Origin of the sequence: Pseudomonas sp. MF6394 (genome assembly GCF_002018845.1) — a bacterium.
GTDB classification, from domain to species: domain Bacteria; phylum Pseudomonadota; class Gammaproteobacteria; order Pseudomonadales; family Pseudomonadaceae; genus Aquipseudomonas; species Aquipseudomonas lactis.
The window spans coordinates 1-22155 of sequence record NZ_MVOJ01000040.1 but is presented as its reverse complement, the minus strand read 5'-3'; the positions used below and the strand labels follow the sequence as shown (position 1 = coordinate 22155).

Below are 22155 nucleotides of genomic sequence, written 5' to 3'. Positions count from 1 at the left end.
CCCGTGAAAAGCCAATCCTCCACGTTGCTGGCCGAAGTACGCAGCTTTCGCCAGAACCACCCCGACGTGCGTTATGTCGACCTGATCGCCCTGGACATTCCCGGGCATTTCTACGGCAAGCGCTACCCGGTGGAGATGCTTGAAAAGGTCGCAGCCGGCAGCCCGCTGAAGCTGCCGCAGAATGCGGTATTGCTGGGGGCTCAGGGTGGGCTGTTCAAGATTGGCGACTACTGCTTCAACGATGGCGACCCGGACGCCAACCGCCGATTGGTGCCGGGCACGCTCAAACCGGTGAACTGGGAATCGCAGCCATTAGGGCAAATGCTCATCACCTCGGACGGCACCGAAGCGCCCATCGAATTCGAACCCCGCGAAGTCCTGGCCAAAGTGCTGGAACGCTTGCAGCACCAGGGCATTCACCCCGTGGTGGCGTTTGAGCTGGAGTTCTACCTGTTCGATAAACAGCTGGAAAACGGCCTGCCGCAATTTGCCCGCGACCCGCTCAGCGGAGATGCCGACGACCAGCCCAACCTGCATATCGAACGGCTGTCGCGCTTTAGCGACGTGCTCGAGGACATGGCGCAAACCGCCAAGGACCAAGGCATCGACATCACGGTGATCACCGCCGAAATCGGCCCCGGCCAGTTCGAGATCAACTTCGGCCACTGCGACGACGGCCTGCGCGCCGCCGACTGGGCCGCCCTGTTCTGCCGCAGCACCCGTGGCGTGGCGCTCAAGCAGGGTTACCGCGCCAGCTTCATGGCCAAGCCCTACCTGCAATTTCCCGGCAGCGGCATGCATGTGCATGTCAGCCTTTACGATGCGGCGGGCAATAACCTGCTCGCGGCCCATCAGCAGCAGCCGCTGCGCCACGCCGTGGCCGGTTGCCTGGAATTGCTTCCCCACTGCATGCCGATTTTCTCGCCCAACCACAACGCCTTCCGCCGCCTGGGCGGCACGGTCAACGCTGCGACGCGGGCGAGCTGGGGCTTTGAGGACCGCGATGCTTGTGTGCGCATCCCCGAGTCCGACCCGCGCAACCTGCGGATCGAGCACCGCCTGGCCAGCGCCGATGCCAACCCTTATCTGGTGCTGGCGGCAATCCTGGTGGGCCTGGAGCACGGGCTTGAGGCCAAGCGCGACCCCATCGCGCCACTGAACGAAGACCGCAACAGCGGCACCGATTTCCCGGTGGAAATGCTCGACGCCGTGCGTGCCATGCAGCAGCAACCGGTACTGCGCGACAAGCTGGGCGCGGAATTTGTCGACGTGTATTGCGAGAACAAACGCCAGGATCACTTGGCTTTCCAGCAAGAAATTCATGCGCGCGAATATCGCTGGTTTCTCTAAGTACGCGCCGCGCTGGCGGCATACAAACCTTGACCCAAATCAACGAAAGGCTCTAGCACGGGCCTTTCAGGCTTAAAAATTGTCGAACAATCCTGGTCTTTGCCGTTGAGATCCATTATCATCCGGCGCCTTCTCGCTACCCGCCGGGTAGCTGTTTCAATGTGTCACCCGAGGCGCCCATGTACCGTTTTTCGTTTCACCGCCCTTTGATTGCTATCAGTCTGGGGCTGGTTTCCCATTCCGTCAGCGCTGCACTGCAACCCCTGGCCGAAGCCCCACTGGCCAACGACACCGAATTGCACTGCCACTTCAACCGCGACGCCAGCACCGACTGCACCACCACCTACCGCTACACGATCCTCAAACCCAACGGCCGCGAAATGCTCTCGCGCATCGATTTCGATTACTCCGAAGGCGATACCTTTGAAGTGATCAGCGCCCAGTCCACCCAGCCTGGCGCCAAGCCGGTCGCCCTCGCCGACACGCAAATCGATACCCGCAGCGCGCCCAACCCAGACCAGGGTTTCAGCCGCGATAAGCAAACCTCCCTGGCCTTCCCCAACCTGCGCGTGGGCACCAAAATCCGCTACACCGTACGCCACCACTATCCGGCAAAACCGCTGATGAGCCAGTTCCATTACGTGCTCAAGTTCGGCCCCGGCGCGGCCCGCCGTGATCGTTTCAAGGCGCGCTTTACCGCCGAACGCCCGATCCAGTGGCGTAGTGAAATGTTCGACGCCTTCAACGTGACCCCTTCGAGCAACGGCAAAACCCTGGACGTGGCACTTAAAGCGCCGATCTACCTCAACTACATCAATGAATCCTCCGCCGCCGCGCTGCTGCGCGTTCCACGCCTGGAAGTGGGCAGCGCCGTGGACCGCCAGGCGTACTTCGGTGATTTTGCCCAGCGTTACAACCAGATCCTCGGCGCCAACCTGCCGGCGCAAGCCGCCGCCGCCGTGGCCGCCGCACGCAGCCTGACGCCGGCTGAGCAAGTAGCCGCAATGATGCAGCACATCAATGATCACTACCGCTACCTGGGTGACTGGCGCGCAACCGAACGCGGCTACGTGCCGTTCAGCCTCGCGGAAATCGAGCAGCACGGCTACGGCGACTGCAAGGACCTGGCGATGCTGCTGACGGCCATGCTCAAGGCCAGCGGCATCAAGGCGGAGACCGCGTGGGTCAGCCGTGGCGACGTGGTCGATGCCCTGCTGATTCCGGGCACCCAGGCGCCCAACCACGCCATCGTGCGTGCCGAAGTGAATGGCCAGGTGTGGTGGCTTGACCCGACCAACCCGGTCTTCGCCCCAGGCCAGACCATGCCCGATATTCAGGACCGCTGGGTGTTGGTCAACGACGCCCAGAGCCAGGTGCGCGAAGAACACATCCCACTGGAGCGCCCCGAAGTCTCGATACGCCTGGACAAACAGGTGCAATACGGCAAAGAGGGAGATGGCGAGGTCAAGGCGACGATTACCTTCAGCCGCCTGCCGCTGATGCAACTGAGCGTCGCCGACCGCCAGCAAGGCACCACCGCCACCGACCAGAACATCTGCGCCAACTTCGGCAACGACATCAGCGACTGCCAGATCACCCGCGAACCCACCCGCTTTGTGGTGCATGACGGCTACAGCGTCAGCGCCCGCATGAACGATCAGCGCGCCCTGGAAAAACTGGCCAATGACTATGTCTACACTGACCCGTCCTTGAAAGACCGCTGGGAGGGTTACGTCAACTATCGTCGCCAGGGGCAACAGGCCGACCTCTACCTGGGCAACCCCGAGACCTATGACTACACCTACAGCCTGGCAGGCGGGAAGATGGAAAAAGCCATCCCCGGCTGCAAGGTGCGCTCGCCCTGGTACGACCTCGACCTGGACGGAAAACTGGAAGATGGCTCACTGCGCTATCACTATCGCCTGAGCCAGAAAAAACGTTGGCTGACCCATGCCGAAGTCACCAGCGATGCGTTCGGCAAGATGATTGAAGAAGCTCGGGCCTGTGCCGAGCAGGTGCATCAGGTGGTGAAGCTCTAAGCTACCCCTGACCCACCCCGATCCAAATGTGGGGCTTGCCTGCGAAGACGGCGGGTCAGCCTGCACATGAGTGGCTGATACATCGCCATCGCAGCATAGGTATCTACACAACTTTGCGGGCTGTAGCAGCACAAGGTAACCACGATGCGAAGCGAGCCGTTCTTGATCTTGCTCTTGATCTGCTTTTGATCTTAGGCGCCCCGTTAAACCACGCTGGCCGGAATTCGACAGGGATTTGGGGGGTAAACCGGCAGGGATGCCGGTTTAGCCGCCCCGCGCCATGGATGGCGCGTGGCGGCGGCCCCCCAAATCACTGGCGAATTACGGGCACACCGAGCCTAAGCGAGGTGCCGAGTGGTGGGGCAAGAGCGTTTTGCTTACTTTTGCGCTTTTCAAAAGTAAGACGCCGTCAGGGCGGAACCCTAAGTGGCCGTTACCTAAATAACGGATATGTACCCGGTCCAACTGTGTTGACTGTTAGGCCGCCTTCGCGAGCAAGCCCGCTCCCACAGTTGGAATGTGGGGTGTCAGATAGAGAAGTGTCGGCTGGTAGGCCGCCATCGCAGGCAAGCCAGCTCCCACAGAGAGATCGCGGGGTGTCAGGTAGATATGCATCGGCTGTCGGGCCGTCATCGCAAGCAAGCCAGCCCCCACATTTCAATCCGTGTGTGTGTCAGCGGGATTCGCCGAGCAACAAGCCCTGCTCCCGCGCGCACAACTCCACCACATAATCCCACAACACCCGCAACCGCACCGACTTGTGCAGCTCCCGACGCGAGCTGATCCAATAGCTGCGCTGAATGCCCTCTGCCGGCAACAACGGCACCAACTCCCCATCCCCAGCCGCCATAAAACACGGTAACACTGCAATGCCCAACCCCGAACGCGCCGCCTGGTGCTGGGCGATCACGCTGGTGCTGTGGAACACCACCTTAGGGTTACGGCAGAAGCTGTTGAGTAACTTCAGTTCCTGGCTGAACAGCAGGTCATCGACGTAATCGATCCAGGCATGGGCAGCAAGGTCTTCACGCTTCTCGATAGGCGGGTTGCGCGCCAGATAGGCACGGCTGGCGTAAAGCGCCAGGCGATAATCAGTGAGTTTGCGCGTCACCAATTGATCGGCGCTGGGGCGCTCCAGGTGAATGCTGATCTCCGCCTCGCGGTTGAGGATACTGACAAAACGCGGCACCGCGACCAGCTCCACCTCCAATCCTGGATAGCGTTCAAACAACCCGCCCATGCGCGCGGCCAAAAACATCACGCCCAGCCCTTCGGCCACGCCGAGGCGAATCTTGCCCAGGGGCGCAGCAGAATGGGTGAGCTCGTCTTCGGCCAACAGTGCCACGTTCTCCATGGCCTCCGCATGTTTGAGCAGCGCTTCGCCGGCAGGCGTCAATTCATAGCCCTGGGCATGTTGCACGAACAACGCCGTGCCGAGGCTTTTCTCGATGGCGTCGATATGCCGGGCCACGGTGGCATGCGTGGTTTTCAGGCGTTGGGCGGCGGTGAGCAGGCGGCCACTGCGCTGCAACTCGAGAAAAAACCGCAGGTCATTCCAGTCGAACATATCGCCTCCAGTGCCCGGGCCAGCCGCCGTTGTTTAAAAACGCACAGCGGGTGGGTAAAAACTAACATTTTTAAGACGAAAACTAACAACTAGGATGGGGCCAATAAGAAAAACAAGCGAGACCCCAGATGCCCAATGCAACTGCTGAATACGATTACATCGTCGTCGGCGCCGGCCCCGCCGGATGCCTGCTGGCCAATCGTCTGTCCGCCAACCCGGCTCACCGTGTGCTGCTGCTGGAAGCCGGTGGCCGCGACAACTACCCCTGGATCCATATCCCCGTCGGCTACCTGTTCTGCATCGGCAACCCACGCACCGACTGGTGCTTCAAGACCCAATCCCAAGCTGGCCTGCAAGGGCGCGCCTTGAGCTACCCACGGGGCAAAGTGCTGGGCGGCTGCTCGTCCATCAACGGCATGATCTATATGCGCGGCCAGGCCCAGGACTACGACGGCTGGGCGGCGGCAGGCAACGCGGGCTGGGCCTGGAAAGACGTACTGCCGCTGTTCAAACAGAGCGAAAACCATTTTGCCGGCGGCTCTGAATTCCACAACGAGGGCGGCGAGTGGCGCGTCGAGCAACAGCGCCTGTCGTGGCCGATCCTCGATGCGTTTCGTGAGGCGGCTGCCCAAAGCGGCATCGCCAATATCAATGATTTCAACCAGGGCGATAACGAGGGTTGCGGTTACTTCCAGGTCAACCAGAAAGCCGGTGTGCGCTGGAATGCGGCCAAGGCGTTTCTCAAGCCGATCCGCCACCGCCCCAACCTCACCGTGCTGACTGAGGTGGAAGTTGAGCGTGTGCTGCTGGAAAACGGTCGTGCCTCGCAGGTACTGGGGCGTCAACACGGCCAGTCGATGGGCTGGAAGGCGCGCAAGGAGATCGTACTGTGCGCCGGCTCGGTGGGTTCGCCGGGGATTCTGCAACGTTCAGGGATCGGCCCTTCCCAGGTGCTCAAGCCGCTGGGTATCGACGTGGTGCACGAGCTGCCAGGTGTTGGTGGCAACCTGCAAGATCACCTGCAACTGCGCCTGATCTACAAACTGGAAAATGCCCGCACCCTGAACCAGATCGCCGGCACATTGTGGGGCAAGATGGGCATGGGCCTGCGCTACCTGTACGACCGCAGCGGCCCGCTGTCGATGGCGCCCAGCCAGCTCGGCGCGTTTGCCCGCTCCGGGCCGGAGCAGACCTCGGCCAACCTGCAATACCACGTGCAGCCACTGTCCCTGGAGCGCTTTGGCGAACCGTTGCACGGCTTCCCGGCATTTACCGCGTCGGTTTGCGACCTGCGCCCGCAAAGTCGCGGCCGGGTGGATATTCGTTCGGCCAACCCGGCGGATGCGCCGCTGATACAACCCAATTACCTCAGCCACCCCGAAGACTTGCGCATCGCCGCCGACGCCATTCGCCTGACCCGGCGCATCGTCGCCGCTCCGGCCCTGAGCCAGTTCAAACCGGTGGAATACCTGCCTGGCCAGGCCCTGCAAACTGAAGAACAACTGCACGAGGCCGCCGCTCGGATCGGCACCACGATTTTCCATCCGGTGGGCACTTGCCGCATGGGCGATGACAAGGACGCTGTGGTCGACAGCCAACTGCGCGTACACGGCATCCCCGGCCTGCGCATTGCCGATGCGTCGATCATGCCGCGCATCACCTCCGGCAATACCTGCTCACCCACGCTGATGATCGCGGAGAAAGCCGCGCAGCTCATCCTGTCACCCAACACTGTAGGCGCGAGCTTACTCGCGAAAAACCCACCAGCACCGCGCACTACAGGGCACCCCGCGTAATCGTTGACGTTGAAAAAATAGCGGCGCTGAGGTTGGCGCCGACAGTGGAACAACAATAAATAATCACTGTGAGGGACACCCGATGTCAGAACATGCTCAACCCCTGGGCTCGGCGGCCAGTGCAAGTACCGCCAACGAATCAAGAAAGGTCATCTTCGCCTCCTCCCTGGGGACGGTGTTCGAGTGGTATGACTTTTTCCTCTACGGCGCCCTGGCGGCGGTGATCAGCAAGCAGTTCTTTGCCGGGGTCAATGACACCACGGCGTTTATCTTTGCCTTGATGGCCTTTGCCGCAGGCTTTGTGGTGCGGCCATTCGGTGCGCTGGTGTTCGGCCGCCTGGGCGATATGATCGGGCGCAAGTACACCTTCCTCGTGACCATCATCCTGATGGGCGTGGCAACCTTCTGCGTCGGGTTGCTGCCGACCTACGCCAGCATCGGCATTGCCGCGCCGATCATCCTCATTGTGCTGCGCATGCTGCAGGGCCTGGCACTGGGCGGCGAATACGGTGGTGCCGCTACCTACGTGGCCGAGCATGCGCCACCGGGCAAGCGCGGGCTGCATACCAGCTGGATTCAATCCACCGCCACCCTCGGCCTGCTGCTGTCGCTGCTGGTGGTGCTGGCCTGCCGTTACTTCACCGGCGATCAGTTCGAAGTGTGGGGCTGGCGCATTCCGTTCCTGTTTTCCATCGTGCTGCTGGGCATCTCGACCTGGATCCGCATGAGCCTGCACGAGTCGCCCGCCTTCTTGAAAATGAAAGAAGAAGGCAAGGCGTGCAAGGCGCCGATTCGCGAGTCGTTCGGCAAGTGGGAAAACCTCAAGGTGGTGCTGATCGCCCTGTTCAGCATCAACGGCGGGCAGGCCGTGACCTTCTACGCGGCGCAGTTTTATGTGCTGTTCTTCCTCACCCAGTTCCTGCGCATGGACCCGGCCCTGGCCAATATGCTGTTGATCATCAGCGTGGTGATTGGCGCGCCGTTCTTTATCCTGTTTGGCTGGCTGTCGGACAAGGTCGGGCGCAAGCCGGTGCTGATGCTCGGCCTGCTGTTGGCGACCGCGCTGTACTTCCCGATCTTCAAGGGCCTGGCGCACTACACCAACCCGGCGATGGACCAGGCTAGCCAACAAGCGCCGATCACCGTACTGGCCGACCCGGCCACCTGCACCTTCCAGTTCGACCCAGTGGGCAAGGCCCGTTTTGACAGCCCGTGCGACAAGGTCAAGACCTTCCTGGTCAAACAGGGCCTGCCCTACAGCAGCGCCGCCGCCCCTGCGGGCAGCCCGGTGCAAGTGAGCGTGGGCGATGTGCGTATCGACGGTTTTGACGAAGCGGCCCTGCGTGGCGCCGTGGCCCTGGCCGGCTACCCGTCATCGGCGGATGTGGCCCAGGTCAACAAGCTGATGGTGGTGGTGCTGATCGTGGTGCTGATCTTCATCGCCGCCATGTGCTACGGGCCGTTGGCAGCGCTGATGGTGGAGCTGTTTCCGACGCGCATCCGCTACACCTCGATGTCCCTGCCCTACCACATCGGTAACGGCTGGTTTGGCGGGTTCCTGCCGACGGTATCGTTCGCCCTGGTGGTGTACACCGGCGATATTTTCTATGGGTTGTGGTACCCGGTGGTGGTGACGGGCGTGAGCCTGATCGTCGGGCTGTTCTGCCTTAAAGAAACCCGGCATGTGGATATCGAAAACAACTGATACCTCCCCCCTGTAGGAGCGAGCTTGCTCGCGAAGAACCTGAGCGCGCCGCGGGGCACCAGGCGCCCCGCGTCATCATAACGACCTTCGCGAGCAAGCTCGCTCCTACAGCGGTGTGCGGCGCCCACACAAATTGCTGTACATCCATACAGATAATGGTTGCTCAAATCCCTTCAAATAAGCATCCTGCAAGGCATCAACCTGATCTGATGTGATGACCATGCGGCTGTACCTCTGTGAAAAACCCTCCCAGGCCAAGGATATCGCGGCCGTGCTCGGCGCCAGCCGCCGCGGCGATGGGTGCTGGCTGGGTCATGGAGTCACGGTCACCTGGTGCATCGGCCACTTGTTGGAAACCGCTCCGCCCGACGCTTACGACGCCAAGTACAAACGCTGGGTGCTGGCCGACCTGCCGATCGTTCCGGAAAAATGGAAGATGCTGGTCAAGCCCAAGACCGCCAGCCAATACAAGGCCGTCAAACGCTTGCTGGGGGAAGCCCAGGAACTGGTGATCGCCACCGACGCCGACCGTGAAGGCGAGATGATCGCCCGTGAACTGGTGGAGCATTGCCGCTACCGCGGGCCGATCCAGCGGCTGTGGCTGTCGGCACTCGACGACGCCTCCATTCGCAAGGCCCTGGCGGCGCTCAAACCCGGTGCAGAAACCTTCAGCCTGTATCACTCGGCCCTGGGGCGCTCGCGTGCCGACTGGCTGATCGGCATGAACATGAGCCGCCTGTTTACCCTGCTGGGGCGCCAATCCGGTTACCAAGGCGTGCTGCCGGTTGGCCGGGTGCAAACCCCGACCTTGCGCCTGGTGGTGGACCGTGATCGCAGCATCGCCGATTTCGTGCCGGTGGCCTATTGGGCCATCGATGTCGACCTGCACCACGAGCACATGACCTTCACCGCCCAATGGCGCGCCCCTGAGGATGCCTGTGACGACCAGGGCCGTTGCCTCAACCCGCAACTGGCGCGGGACGCCGCCGACGCCATGCTCAACGCCGCCACGGCGCGGCTGGTGAAACTGCGTACCGAACGCATGCGCGAGGTGGCGCCCCTGCCCTTCGACCTTGGCACCTTGCAGGAGATCTGTTCGAAGAAGCTTGGCCTGGGCGCCCAGGAAACCCTGGATATCGCCCAATCCCTGTACGAAACCCACAAGGCCATCACCTACCCGCGCAGCGATTGCGGTTACCTGCCGCTGAGCCAGCACAGTGAAGCGCCGAAGATCCTGGCGGCGCTGGGCCGTGCGGACACCGCGGTCAACGCGCTGATGCCGCACATCGACCCACAGCGCCGTTCGCGGGCTTGGAACGACGCGAAAGTCAGCGCCCACCACGGCATCATCCCCACAGGGGCCGGCAAGGACATCAGCCAACTGACCGGCAAGCACCGTGCGGTCTACACGCTGATTCGTGCGCGCTACCTGGCGCAGTTCCTGCCCAACCATGAATACGACCGCACCCAGGCCGATTTCGACTGTGCCGGCCAGGCGTTGCGCGCGGTGGGCAAAGTCATTATCGAACCGGGCTGGAAACGCGCCTTGCCCGAAGCGCTGGCCCCCGCCAAAGGTCGCGAAGCCCCCGCGCCCCAAGCATTGCCGACGCTGGTGCAGGGCCATGACTACGCCGTGGCCAAGGTCAACCTCAAGGACCTATGGACCCAGCCACCCAAGCCCTTTACCGAAGGCGACCTGATCAAGGCAATGAAAAACGTCGCCAAGCTGGTGGAGGACCCCTTGCTCAAGCAAAAACTCAAGGACACCACGGGCATCGGCACCGAGGCCACCCGCGCCGGGATTATCCAGGGCCTGCTGGACCGCGGCTACCTGGTGAAAAACGGCAAGGCCCTGTCGGCAACCCCGGCCGCGTTCAGCCTGATCGACGCGGTGCCCCGCGCCATCGCCGACCCCGGCACCACCGCCATCTGGGAACAGGCACTGGACATGGTGCAAAGCGGCGAAATGAGCCTGGAAGAATTCGTCGCCAAGCAAGCGGCGTGGATGAGCAAGCAAGTGGCGCGCTGCAACGGCATGCGCATGACCATCACTGGCCCCGCCAGCCCCGCAGGCCGAGGTGCAGCGCCGGGGAAAAAGAAACGCAAGGCCGCCCCGCGTAAGGCTGCTGCCAGCCCCAAGCGCGGGAAAAAACCGGCAAATGCCGGATAAATACCGAAAAAAACCGGCCCATGACGTTTTTCGACAGGTTTAACGCCGCATTGGCCCTTGCTCCGGCGGGTTCGGTCTAGGATTCTGTAGGGGATCTGGACTACCAACAACAACACCGGAGTGGCCGCCATGAAGACCGTTGCACAACTGCTCAAAGCCAAGGACCAGAAGAACCAGGACGTCCACACGATCAAATGGGACCACACCGTGTTTGAAGCGCTGGTGCGAATGTCCGAGAAAAACGTCGGTGCCTTGCCCGTGGTCAAGGATGGCGTAGTGGTCGGCATCATCAGTGAACGGGATTACGCGCGCAAAATCATGCTCAAGGGCCTCTCGTCGGTCACTACCAAGGTCCATGAGGTGATGAGCTCGCCGGTGATCACGGTGGATACTCACAAGAGTGTCGAGGAATGCATGAACATCATGACCGACAGTCACCTGCGCCACCTGCCCGTGGTCGAAGACGGCAAACTGCTGGGCCTGCTGTCCATCGGTGACTTGGTCAAGGAAGCCATTGCCGAACAAGCGGCCTTGATCCAGCAGCTGGAACAGTACATCCGCGGCGAATAGGGGGAACCCATGCTCGACACGCAGGACCATCAGGAAGACCACCTCGACACCCTGCACCGGGCCATGACCGGCCGGCATTTTCTGGTACTGACCGGCGCAGGGATCAGTACATCTTCGGGTATCCCGGATTACCGGGACGGTGAAGGTGTACGCCGGGGCAAGCCACCGATGATGTACCAGGAATTCCTCGCCACTCCAGAGGCGCGGCGCCGCTACTGGGCGCGGGCGATGCTGGGGTGGCCGCGGGTGCGCATTGCCCAGCCGAACAAGGCCCACCTTGCGCTCGCGACGCTGCAACACCGTGGCCATATCAGCGGGCTGATTACGCAGAACGTCGACACCCTGCATGACCAGGCCGGCAGCCAGGATGTGATCGAGCTGCATGGCAGTTTGCATCGGGTGCTGTGCCTGGATTGCCAACTGCGTAGCGAGCGCGATGTGATCCAGCGGCAGATGGAAGTCGATAACCCGCACATGGCACAGGTTCATGCGGTGCAAGCGCCGGATGGCGACACCTTGCTTGATCCCGCGTTTGAACAGCGCTTCCAGGTGCCCCGCTGCCCGCACTGCAATGGCGAACGGCTGAAACCGGATGTGGTGTTCTTTGGAGAAAACGTCGCACCGGCGACGGCGCTCAAGGCAATGACGGCGGTAGAGCATGCCGAAGGACTGTTGGTGGTGGGTTCGTCGCTGATGGCCTATTCGGCGTTTCGCCTATGCAAAGCGATGGTTGAACAGGGTAAGCCGGTGATTGCTATCAACCTGGGCAAGACGCGGGGGGATGAGCTGTTGCAGGTGAAAATTCAGGCCTCATGCGAACAGTTGTTGCCGTTGCTGGCTGCTCAACTCGGATAGAACAGCGATACAGATCAACTGTGGGAGCGGGCTTGCTCGCGAATGCGCAGTGTCAGCCAATACATAGTTGTCAGCCCCACCGCTTTCGCGAGCAAGCCCGCTCCCACATGGATCCTGCGGCGAATTGACCACCGTAGCTGTGCGACCCACCGCACAGAAAATGACGCCCAAGTCACATTTTCTCGCATTCCCCCGTCCCCACGGCAATTTATGTAGTGAGCAAAAATAATCACTACATAACCGTTGACGTAACCTTTTTGTCCTTGCATGATCTAGACGTCTCTCGGATCGAGAGCGTTGGTAACAAGCGTTTTGAACAGGCTCGTCTGACCGCCGAGCTGTTTTTCTGGATGTGCACTGCCCACAAGGCAGATTGATGAAGCTGACCGGCCCCGAAAGGGACGGGTACAAGACGCTCAAACGCGGCTTGTCTTCGCAGTCAGAGCATTGCGTAGCAGTCCATCAGCAAGACTACATGCATCAGCTACAAGACCCTGCCCGTATTCGGCAGCCCGTCGCTGACGCCCGGTTTTAGTAACCGGAGACAACTTAACTGGTATTAACGAATCAACTGATAGATCGCCAACTGGTCAAGGGGCTTACACATGAATCTGAACAACCAACCAACTATCGATGAATTGGCTGAGATGTTCGCAGCGCAGAAAGACACACTCGACGACCATATCCTGTGGATTGGCAAATCGGGCGAAGTGCAAATTGACTGCCTGGCGCCCCATACCGAAGAAGCCGAGTTTGACCGCAATAACCGTGAGCTCGCGGCGCGCCTGAAGATGTACCGCCGTGGCCAGGGTTATGTCGGCAAGAAAGCCGCGGCTGACCGCAACTTTATCGAACAGGTGTTTGACACACTTAACAATGCCTGGGCGTCTTTCAAAGACAGCTCGCAAGTTAAAGTGATCGACCGTTACTACTAAGTAGTACTTAATTAATGTGGGAGCTGGCTTGCCAGCTCCCGCATTTGTATTTACTAGTTTAGAACGTTGGAAACCTGCCCTTCGCCGCTTCATCTCGAAAGATATCAAACAACACCTGCGCCGCTGCCGACAGTTCATGCCCCGGCTTGGTCAGCACCCCAATCGGCCGCTCGATCACCGGACCGGTCAAGGTAATGCAACGGGCTCCCGCCTCCTCCATCTGCCTGGCGCATAACGCAGGCACCGCGCTAACTCCCAAACCGCTGGCAACCATCTTGCCCACCGTCGCCAATTGATGGCTTTCCAAGGCCACGGGCAATTTCATCTGCAAGGCCCCCAGGTGCTCTTCCAACATTACTCGCACGGTGGAAGGCCGTTGCAGGGTGATGAACGGCTGTTCCAATAGAGCTTTCCAGTCGATTTCAGCGCGCTGTGCCAAGGCTGAATCTCCCGGCACCACAGCCACAAAGCGGTCCAGGTACAGCGGCGTGAACGCCAATGACGAGCCATCTGATGGCTCGAACGCCACCCCCAACTCCACCTGACGGTCGCGCACCATCTCCAGCACTTGCTCATTGATCAGGTCATGCACCGTCACGTTCACCTGAGGGTAACGGGCGCGGAATATCTTCAGGATCGGCGGCAACAGGTTCCCCGCGAACGACGGCATGGCCGCCACCGTGACGCGGCCGCGTTGCAGGGTAAAACGCTGGCGCAGTTCGTCTTCGGCGTTGTCCCAATCGGCAATCAACCGGCGGGCCAGGGGCAACAGGGATTCACCTTCAGGGGTCAGCGCGACGTTACGGGTATTGCGGCTGAACAGGCGCCCGCCTAAACCTTCTTCCAGGCCCTTGATGGTCAAGCTCAACGCCGATTGGGAGAGGTGCAAACGCTCGCAGGCAGCGGCAAAACTCAGGCTTTGCGCAACAGCGAGAAAGGCACGCATCTGTTTGACGGTCATGAGTTGCTCCGGACGATGACTGGACTATGCTGTTTTCTAAATCAATCAACCTTAAAAAACAACTTAACAAATCAATCCACTGGCGCAACACTCAACTCACTGGCTGGACCACAAACAATAAAAGAGGTGCATATGGCAGGTTTCGATAAACGCGTGGCGTCCTATGAAGAAGCACTGGCAGGCCTGGAAGACGGCATGACCGTACTCTCCGGTGGTTTTGGCCTGTGTGGTATTCCGGAAAACCTCATTGGCGAAATCAAGCGCAAAGGCACCCGCGACCTGACGGTGGTCTCCAACAACTGTGGCGTCGATGGCTTTGGCCTGGGCGTGCTGCTGGAACAGAAGCAGATCAGCAAAGTGATCGCTTCCTACGTGGGTGAAAACGCCCTGTTCGAGAAGCAGCTGCTCAGCGGCGAGATTGAGGTGGTGCTCACGCCCCAAGGCACCCTGGCAGAGAAAATGCGCGCAGGCGGCGCCGGCATTCCGGCCTTCTTCACCGCCACCGGCGTCGGCACCCCCGTGGCCGAAGGCAAGGAAACCCGCGAGTTCAACGGTCGCCCGTATCTGATGGAAGAGTCCATCACCGGCGACTTTGCCATCGTCAAAGGCTGGAAAGCCGACCACTTCGGCAACGTCATCTACCGTCACACCGCCCAGAACTTCAACCCGCTGGCCGCCACCGCCGGCAAGATCACCGTGGTCGAAGTCGAGGAAATCGTCGAACCGGGCGAGCTGGACCCGGCGCAGATCCACACCCCTGGCATCTACGTCGACCGGATCATCTGCGGCACCTTCGAAAAGCGCATTGAACAGCGCACCGTCCGCAAATAATCCCCGTCCAGAACAATAAGAGGAAACAATCATGGCGCTTACCCGCGAACAAATGGCTCAACGCGTTGCCCGCGAGATGCAGGACGGTTACTACGTGAACCTCGGTATCGGCATTCCGACCCTGGTGGCCAACGACATCCCCGACGGCATGGAAGTGATGCTGCAATCGGAAAACGGCCTGCTGGGCATGGGCCCGTTTCCGACCGAAGACACCATCGATGCCGACATGATCAACGCCGGCAAGCAGACCGTCACCGCACGCATCGGCGCCTCGATCTTCTCTTCCGCCGAGTCCTTCGCGATGATTCGCGGTGGGCATGTCGATCTCACCGTACTCGGCGCATTCGAAGTAGACGTACAGGGCAACATCGCTTCGTGGATGATCCCCGGCAAGCTGGTCAAGGGCATGGGCGGTGCCATGGACCTGGTGGCTGGCGCAGAAAACATCATCGTGATCATGACTCACGCCTCCAAAGACGGTGAGTCCAAGTTGCTCAGCCAGTGCAGCCTGCCGCTGACCGGTGCCAACTGCATCAAGCGTGTGCTCACGGACCTGGCGTACCTGGAAATCGAAAATGGCGCTTTTGTCCTCAAGGAACGCGCACCTGGCGTCAGCGTTGAAGAGATTGTGAGCAAGACCGCCGGTAAACTGATCGTCCCGGACCACGTTCCAGAAATGCACTTCCAGTGAGGACAGATTCCATGCAAGACGTCGTGATTGTTGCTGCCACCCGCACCGCCGTGGGCAGCTTCCAAGGTTCGCTGGCGAACATTCCGGCCCCGGAACTGGGCGCCGCCGTGATCCGTCGCCTGCTGGAGCAGACCGGCCTGGACCCGGCGCAAGTGGATGAAGTGATCCTCGGCCAGGTGCTTACCGCAGGCAGCGGCCAGAACCCGGCGCGCCAGGCTTCGATCCTCGCCGGCCTGCCCCACGCCGTGCCGAGCCTGACCCTGAACAAGGTCTGCGGTTCGGGCCTCAAGGCTCTGCACCTCGGCGCCCAGGCCATTCGTTGCGGCGACGCCGAGGTGATCATTGCCGGTGGCATGGAGAACATGAGCCTGGCCCCGTATGTATTGCCTGCCGCGCGCACCGGTTTGCGCATGGGCCATGCGAAGATGATCGACAGCATGATCACCGACGGCCTGTGGGATGCGTTCAACGACTACCACATGGGCATCACCGCCGAGAACCTGGTGGACAAATACGGCATCAGCCGCGAAGCCCAGGACGCCTTTGCCGCCGCCTCCCAGCAAAAAGCCGCTGCTGCTATCGAAGCCGGGCGCTTTGCCGATGAGATCACACCGATCCTGATTCCCCAGCGCAAAGGCGACCCGGTGGCCTTCGCGGTGGACGAACAACCCCGCGCCGGCACCACCGCCGAATCCCTGGCCAAGCTCAAGCCTGCGTTCAAGAAAGACGGCAGCGTCACCGCCGGCAACGCCTCCAGCCTCAACGACGGCGCCGCCGCGGTGCTGCTGATGAGCGCCGCCAAAGCCAAGGCCCTCGGCCTGCCCGTACTGGCGCGTATCGCCAGCTACGCCAACGCGGGCGTCGACCCGGCGATCATGGGCATCGGCCCGGTCTCGGCCACCCGCCGCTGCCTGGACAAGGCCGGCTGGCAGTTGGCTGACCTGGACCTGATCGAAGCCAACGAAGCCTTCGCCGCACAAGCCCGCGCGGTGGGCAAAGAGCTGGAATGGGACGCGCAGAAGGTCAACGTCAACGGTGGCGCCATCGCCATCGGTCACCCCATCGGGGCTTCAGGCTGCCGCGTGCTGGTGACCCTGCTGCATGAAATGATCAAGCGCGACGCCAAGAAAGGCTTGGCAACGCTGTGCATCGGCGGCGGCCAAGGCGTAGCCCTGGCGCTCGAGCGCAACTGACCTGTAGGAGCGAGCTTGCTCACGAAAAACGTCAAGGATAACGCAGCGTTCCTGATAGAACCTGTTGCCTATGAGTGCTTCGCGAGCAAGCTCGCTCCTACAGGTGAGACATAACGAGCAACACAGAAAAGGCCCGGCTCCACGAAAAGCCAGGCCTTTTCTTTTTCTCGTGTCCCCTGAAACAACTCGGTCAAAAGGTGGGAGCTGGCGTGCCTGCGATGGCCATAGGTATCTACACAACGTTGTGGGCTGCCGCTCAACGGTAACCACGATGCGAAGCGAGCCGCTCTTGATCTTGATCTGCTTTTGATCTCAGGCGCCCCGTTAAACCACGCTGGCCGGAATTCGACAGGGATTTGGGGGGTAAACCGGCAGGGATGCCGGTTTAGCCGCCCCGCGCCATGGATGGCGCGTGGCGGCGGCCCCCCAAATCACTGGCGGATTACGGGCACACCGAGCCCCGGCGAGGTGCCGAGTGGTGGGGCAAGAGCGTTTTGCTTACTTTGCCGCTTTTGCAAAGTGAGCCGCCGTCAGGGCGGAACCCTAGGTGGCCGTTACCTAAATAACGGATATGTACCCGGTCCAACTGTGTTGACTGTTAGGCCGCCTTCGCGAGCAAGCCCGCTCCCACAGTTGGATTGTGGGGTGTCAGGTAGAAAAGTGTCGGCTGGCAGGCCGCCATCGCAGGCAAGCCAGCTCCCACATTTGCTCTCATTGCCTGTCAGCATGCGGCACCGCGAACACCGCACTCGCCCGCAGCACCACCCTCTCCTCCACCTGCAAACTCAACGTGGCAAACGCCATCTGCCGTCCGCGCTTGTGGCTTTCCAAACGCACCACCATCCACTCCCCTACCTGCACGGCGCCCAGGTAATCCACGGTCATGCTAGCGGTAATCAACGGCAACGGCGGCTCACTGGAAAACGCCATGGCGTAACCCATGCCGATATCGGCCAGCGTCGCCAGCACCCCGCCGTGCACCGTACCGCGCCCGTTGGCGTGACGATGATCGGCGCGCAGGCCGACTTCCAATTGCAAACCTTCGCCACGGCAGTACGCCGGGCCGAGCAGTTCCAGCAACGGGCTGCTGCCCGGCAATGGGACAAAACCTTGGGGGACGGTCTGAGCGTTCATGGCGGTTGCTTCCCTGGTATGAGGCTTGAGATGTACGCCAGCCTCGACCCGGCAGCCACCACCATCAGCCGGGCAAATCCCGGGCAATGCTTTGCGTTAATGGGCCAGACCCGCTTTAATCTCGGCCAATTTCTCCCGCACATATCAAGGAAACGCCATGCGCCACCTGGACGGCAACTCCCACCCGCTTCGCGCGCCGCTGTTGCTCTTGCTGGCCGGCCTGGCCTTGGCCGGTTGTTCCCCCAAGGACCACTCTCGCACCACCGTCATCAATGGCGAACAGGGCAAGGCCGGGGCGCAACTGGCCTATGAGCATGAATTGACCCTGGCCCTGCCCGGTGCCCTGCTTTCGCCGCGCATGCAGGCCACTCGCGAGGCGTGTGACACGGCGCGCTTTGGCGCCTGCAATATCCTGGGTATTACTGAAGACAGCCAGGGTGGCCAGATCATCCTGCGGATCGCGCCCACGGGTGTGGAGCCGATGGTCGCCCTGGCGGCCGAAGGCGGTAAGCTCGGCCAGCGCATCACCACTGCCGAAGACCTGGCCGATGCCGTGGCGGATGTGCGCCGCCGCCAGGACCGCCTGCAAGCCCAGCAGCAACGCCTCGATGAGCTGGCCAAGCGCAAGGACATCACCGTCAGCGACCTGATCGTCCTGAGCAAAGAGCAAGCCGGTATTGAAAACGAGCTGCAGGAACTGGCTCAGGTTGCCGCCGGCCAGCAACGCCGCCTCGACACCAACCGCGTGACCTTGAACTTCCGTTCCGCGGACGGCGCCAACCAGGTGTCAAGGTTCACCCGGATGTTCAGCAACCTGGGAGACAACCTGGTGAACGGCACCGCAGACGCCCTGGAACGCGCCAGCTATGTGCTGCCCTTCGTGATCCTGGCGTTCCCGGTGGTGTGGTTGTGGGTGGGCTTGTGGCGCCGGTTCGTCAAGCGCCGCGGTTGATCAGCGCTTCAAGCAGCGCTGGTAGCGCTCATCCACGCGCTTGGCAAACCAGGCCGTGGTCAGGTTGCGGGTGATCTTCGGGCTCTTGAGCACAATACCCGGCAGGATCGCCCGTGGCAGCGGCTTTCCAGCCGCCTGGTCGGCCAGGCTGAAGACGCGCTTGTACAAGGTAGTGTCCTCGAAATCCAACTGCTCGCCCTGCTCCAGTTGGCTGCGAATGCTCGGGTTGCGCATGTCCAGCTTGGCCCCCAGTGAACGCACCGCCAGCTCGGTGGTGCCGGGCAGCAAGGAGCCATAGCGGATCAAATCCCCATCCAGTGCAAGCTCTTTGCCTGAAACACGGCTGACCGCTGCCTGGAACGCGGCATTGCGGCTGGCGTACCAACCGGCGTTGAAATCGGCAAAGCGGTACAGCGGCTGGTCGTAGCTCACCGGGTAGCCGAGCAAGTGGGCGATGCCGAAGTACATACCGCCGCGACGGGTGAACACTTCACGGCGAATCGTACCGTCCACTGTGTAGGGATAACCCCGCGCCTGTTTCTGCGCAAAGTCGATACTGACCTGCATGGGGCCTGCGGTGTGTACCGGGTTGAACCCGCCAAACAGCGTATTGCCCAGGGGCACCATGCTGATGAAGTCATCGAAAATGCCGCTCAAATCCCTCTCCGTACGGGCGGCATTCAAACGGTCGGCGTAGGTTTTGCCGGTGGGCGAGCGCAGTTGCAAAGCGCTGCGCACCACGAATGCCGGCACATGCACCTTGCTGGCGCGGCGCAGGATTTCATCCTGGGCGATCTTGCCCATACCGGGCACCGGCGGGTCGACCTGATAGGTGGACTCTTGCTCGGTCACCGCCAGTACCGCACAGATGTTTTCGGTGCTGGGGTAGATTTTCTGGGTGTCGAAGGCGGTGTAGATGTCCTGGGCCCAACCGTTACGGTCCGCGACCTTGGCCGGCAGCAGGCGCACGATCTGCGCCTTCACCTCGGCTTCACTGCGCTCGGGCTGCTGAGGGCCACGGGAGGTGGAGCAACCGGCCAGTACCAGTAAAGGAATGAGGCAGAGCAGCAGACGCGTTGAATACATGGGGCTTCCTTGGTTAACGACAGGCCGGGCAGTGCTGATATCGACAGGTAAGTCTAACCGGGGTTCGTCGGCATGCCGAACCCCGTGCCTGGCAGTAACTGAAACATCCCACACAACTGCCGGATAAGCTCTACTCCTCGCCTGCGCAAACCTCTGCAAAGTCCCTCGCCTGATCAAACAGTGCGAGGGAGTGCAGATGGTTTTTTTCGTGACGCGTGCGGTTGACGGGGCCGGCACTTGAACCCGGCCATTGGCAGGCTGGCGCTGACGCCAATGAACGTGGAAGCGGTCGACGTTGAAGGCGTCTTCCGTGACTTTCGCGATTGCTTGAACACCTTTGACGAGTGGGCCAAAAGCTTTTGGAGCTTCTCGGCACTGGACGTCGAACAGGTGTTCAAGGTCGGCGATGACGTCGCGCTGGTTGCACCGATCAATCGTTCCCTGTTCCCCAGCAGTACCGTCGCCACGTGCCAGGCCACAGGTACCTTGACCCTGGTGCATATGTTCCAGAGCACCAGGTTCGTGCCCATCGGCAACACGCCGGTGGTGGTGCAACGCGTTGATCCAAACGGCGGCCCGCTGGGCGAGCCCCTCCATAAGACCATCGGCCCCAGTGGCATCCTCGAAATCACCGAATGTGATCGCAACCAGCAATACCGGGTGAGTTTTTACCCCAACGTTTCCCAGGATAACGTCCAGGCGCTGTATGCGTCCTACCAGTCGGTGATCGCTGCACTGGAAACCCGGCTGCGCAAAGAGTGGACCGACACCTTCCAGGCCCAGTGGAAAAACTACACAGACGCCCGCCCGCTTGAGCGGCGGCGCCTGCTGGAGGCAGCCTTTGCCAGTGGGTTGGGCAAGGCACTTTATAGCCTGTGGGACAACATTGGCGAGCTGTCTGCGCTGCTGGCGGACCTCAAGCCCAATAGCGAAAAGTTGCTGCACTACCTTTCGCAAACTGAGCTCGATGAACTGCTGGCCCTAGGCAGTGACTCGATCGCCCAGGGCTTGTTGGTGCTCAGTGATGAGCCGCTGCTGTTTGTCTACCTATCGGCGCTGGTCAGCTGGATGCGCATGCTCCCACCTACGGAGATGGCTGAACTGTGGGGTGAAATCACCGGTGAGGTGCTGATCAATCTGCTGCTGATTCGCGTGTTGGGTGCGATGGGCGTGGTGGTGCGATTGGGGGCTCGTGTGCTCAGTCACGTCAAATCCGGGCGGGCGCGGGCGTTGTTGGAATTGCTGGCCAAGCAGGTGGAGGGGCCTCGGCTGGAACCCCATGTGGAGGTCGCCAAGCCGGTGTTGCTGAGCAGTGCGGCGACGCCGGTCAAGACAGTGCCGGTGGTGCCGTTGAAGGCGGGTGACACGCTGGTTTCGAATCCGGTGCCGATGGTGCGCGGCAAGACCCAGCGCACGACGTTGGTCCGTCAGGAGCCTGTCGATGATGTGCCGGCTGTGGCTTCAAATCCCAAAGGAGATGCGGCGGCTTCTGCGGATAAAACGGTCACTCACGGTTGCCCGGTGTCGATGGTCACCGGCGAGGAGTTGCTGACCCTTACCGACGGCGCGCTGGATGGGACCTTGCCGTTTGAATGGACGCGGCTGTACCGCACCAGTGCGGTGGAAGTCGATTGTGGGTTGGGGTTTGGCTGGAGCCATGCGCTGGCTCATCGGCTGGTAGTGTCGGGCGATTTGGTGGTGTGGACTGACCATGAAAACCGCTCGACTGCCCTGCCCTTGCCCACCGACTCGCGGCCCGCGATCACCAATAGCCTGGCTGAAGCGGCGATCTATTTGGGTTCGGCGCCTGACGAGTTGGTGCTGGCCCAGGCGTCGCGTTTCTATCACTTTCGCGATGGCGTACTGGTCTCGATCAGCGATGCGTATGACAACCGGCTGCGCCTTTGCCGGGATCGTTATGGGCGGATTGAGCGGCTGGATAACGGTACTGGCCGTTCGCTGCTGTTGCGTTATGAGCTGGATCGCATCGTGGCGGTGGACTATCAGGTTCATCGCGCCAAAGGGCGTGAGCCCTACGTGTGGGAGACCGAACAGAACGTTGTTTCCTACGCCTATGACGAACACGGACGACTGGTTTGCGCGACCAATGCTGTCGGTGAAAGCGAGCGCTATCGGTACGACGATCAGCACGTCATTCTGGAACGCCAACTGGCCGGTGGTGCGAGTTTCTTCTGGGAATGGGAACGTGCTGGCAAGGCAGCACGCTGTGTTCGGCATTGGGCGAACTTTTCGCAGATGGACACGCGTTATGCCTGGGGCGATGACGGGCGCGTCACCGTGCATAACGCCGACGGTAGCC

General features: G+C 61.2%; 17 protein-coding genes. 13 read left to right on the top strand and 4 right to left on the bottom strand.

Features of this window, described 5'->3' with window-relative positions:
* Positions 1 to 3: 3 nt before the first annotated feature.
* Together MF6394_RS29000 and MF6394_RS28995 are read left to right on the top strand one after the other, a co-directional pair.
* Entirely contained in the window at positions 4 to 1350 is a 1347-nt protein-coding gene (locus MF6394_RS29000) for a glutamine synthetase family protein (RefSeq protein ID WP_044273144.1), read from the top strand.
* Between the two features lie 179 nt (positions 1351 to 1529).
* A complete protein-coding gene (locus tag MF6394_RS28995) occupies positions 1530 to 3389 on the top strand; it encodes a DUF3857 domain-containing transglutaminase family protein (RefSeq protein WP_078468059.1) in 1860 nt (619 codons plus the stop codon).
* A 673-nt stretch (positions 3390 to 4062) separates the two neighbouring features.
* Here MF6394_RS28995 and MF6394_RS28980 read toward each other — a convergent pair.
* Positions 4063 to 4956, bottom strand: a complete 894-nt coding sequence (locus tag MF6394_RS28980) for a LysR family transcriptional regulator (RefSeq protein WP_044273140.1) — start codon at positions 4954 to 4956, stop codon at positions 4063 to 4065.
* Positions 4957 to 5084: 128 nt separating this feature from the next.
* Here MF6394_RS28980 and MF6394_RS28975 point away from each other — a divergent pair, with 128 nt between their 5' ends.
* The 6 genes from MF6394_RS28975 (at position 5085) to MF6394_RS28950 (ending at position 12987) form a co-directional block, all read left to right on the top strand.
* Positions 5085 to 6752, top strand: a complete 1668-nt coding sequence (locus tag MF6394_RS28975) for a GMC family oxidoreductase (protein WP_078468058.1) — start codon at positions 5085 to 5087, stop codon at positions 6750 to 6752.
* 82 nt (positions 6753 to 6834) lie between these two features.
* Positions 6835 to 8457: an MFS transporter gene (locus MF6394_RS28970; RefSeq protein ID WP_032892452.1), complete on the top strand. Its 1623-nt coding sequence runs from the start codon at positions 6835 to 6837 to the stop codon at positions 8455 to 8457.
* Between the two features lie 220 nt (positions 8458 to 8677).
* Positions 8678 to 10627, top strand: a complete 1950-nt coding sequence (locus MF6394_RS28965) for a DNA topoisomerase III (protein ID WP_078468078.1) — start codon at positions 8678 to 8680, stop codon at positions 10625 to 10627.
* Positions 10628 to 10756: 129 nt separating this feature from the next.
* Positions 10757 to 11197, top strand: a complete 441-nt coding sequence (locus MF6394_RS28960) for a CBS domain-containing protein (protein WP_047710523.1) — start codon at positions 10757 to 10759, stop codon at positions 11195 to 11197.
* 9 nt (positions 11198 to 11206) lie between these two features.
* Complete coding sequence (locus tag MF6394_RS28955; RefSeq protein WP_078468057.1) at positions 11207 to 12052, top strand: NAD-dependent protein deacetylase; 846 nt, start codon at positions 11207 to 11209, stop codon at positions 12050 to 12052.
* Positions 12053 to 12657: 605 nt separating this feature from the next.
* Positions 12658 to 12987 carry a hypothetical protein gene (locus MF6394_RS28950; protein ID WP_003190335.1) on the top strand — a complete coding sequence of 110 codons (330 nt, stop codon included), beginning with the start codon at positions 12658 to 12660 and terminating at the stop codon, positions 12985 to 12987.
* Between the two features lie 58 nt (positions 12988 to 13045).
* Here MF6394_RS28950 and MF6394_RS28945 read toward each other — a convergent pair whose 3' ends face one another.
* Complete coding sequence (locus MF6394_RS28945; protein ID WP_044273135.1) at positions 13046 to 13948, bottom strand: LysR family transcriptional regulator; 903 nt, start codon at positions 13946 to 13948, stop codon at positions 13046 to 13048.
* Between the two features lie 132 nt (positions 13949 to 14080).
* On the opposite strand from MF6394_RS28945, the gene MF6394_RS28940 reads away from it, so the two are divergent.
* Genes MF6394_RS28940 through MF6394_RS28930 form a run of 3 tightly spaced genes read left to right on the top strand, consistent with a single transcriptional unit; the run spans position 14081 to position 16663 of the window.
* Positions 14081 to 14779, top strand: a complete 699-nt coding sequence (locus MF6394_RS28940) for a CoA transferase subunit A (RefSeq protein WP_044273134.1) — start codon at positions 14081 to 14083, stop codon at positions 14777 to 14779.
* A 31-nt stretch (positions 14780 to 14810) separates the two neighbouring features.
* Positions 14811 to 15470, top strand: a complete 660-nt coding sequence (locus MF6394_RS28935) for a CoA transferase subunit B (RefSeq protein ID WP_078468056.1) — start codon at positions 14811 to 14813, stop codon at positions 15468 to 15470.
* Between the two features lie 11 nt (positions 15471 to 15481).
* Positions 15482 to 16663 carry an acetyl-CoA C-acetyltransferase gene (locus MF6394_RS28930; RefSeq protein ID WP_078468055.1) on the top strand — a complete coding sequence of 394 codons (1182 nt, stop codon included), beginning with the start codon at positions 15482 to 15484 and terminating at the stop codon, positions 16661 to 16663.
* A 711-nt stretch (positions 16664 to 17374) separates the two neighbouring features.
* Here MF6394_RS28930 and MF6394_RS28925 read toward each other — a convergent pair.
* Positions 17375 to 17797, bottom strand: coding sequence for a PaaI family thioesterase (locus MF6394_RS28925; protein WP_078468054.1), 423 nt, complete (start codon positions 17795 to 17797; stop codon positions 17375 to 17377).
* Positions 17798 to 17954: 157 nt separating this feature from the next.
* On the opposite strand from MF6394_RS28925, the gene MF6394_RS28920 reads away from it, so the two are divergent.
* Positions 17955 to 18749: a DUF4349 domain-containing protein gene (locus MF6394_RS28920; protein ID WP_078468053.1), complete on the top strand. Its 795-nt coding sequence runs from the start codon at positions 17955 to 17957 to the stop codon at positions 18747 to 18749.
* Here the strand turns inward: MF6394_RS28920 and MF6394_RS28915 are convergent, their stop codons facing one another.
* Complete coding sequence (locus tag MF6394_RS28915) at positions 18750 to 19835, bottom strand: DUF1615 domain-containing protein (RefSeq protein ID WP_078468052.1); 1086 nt, start codon at positions 19833 to 19835, stop codon at positions 18750 to 18752.
* Positions 19836 to 20108: 273 nt separating this feature from the next.
* Here MF6394_RS28915 and MF6394_RS28910 point away from each other — a divergent pair.
* On the top strand, positions 20109 to 22155 hold a 2047-nt coding region (locus tag MF6394_RS28910; protein ID WP_161952185.1), incomplete at its 3' end, for an RHS repeat domain-containing protein.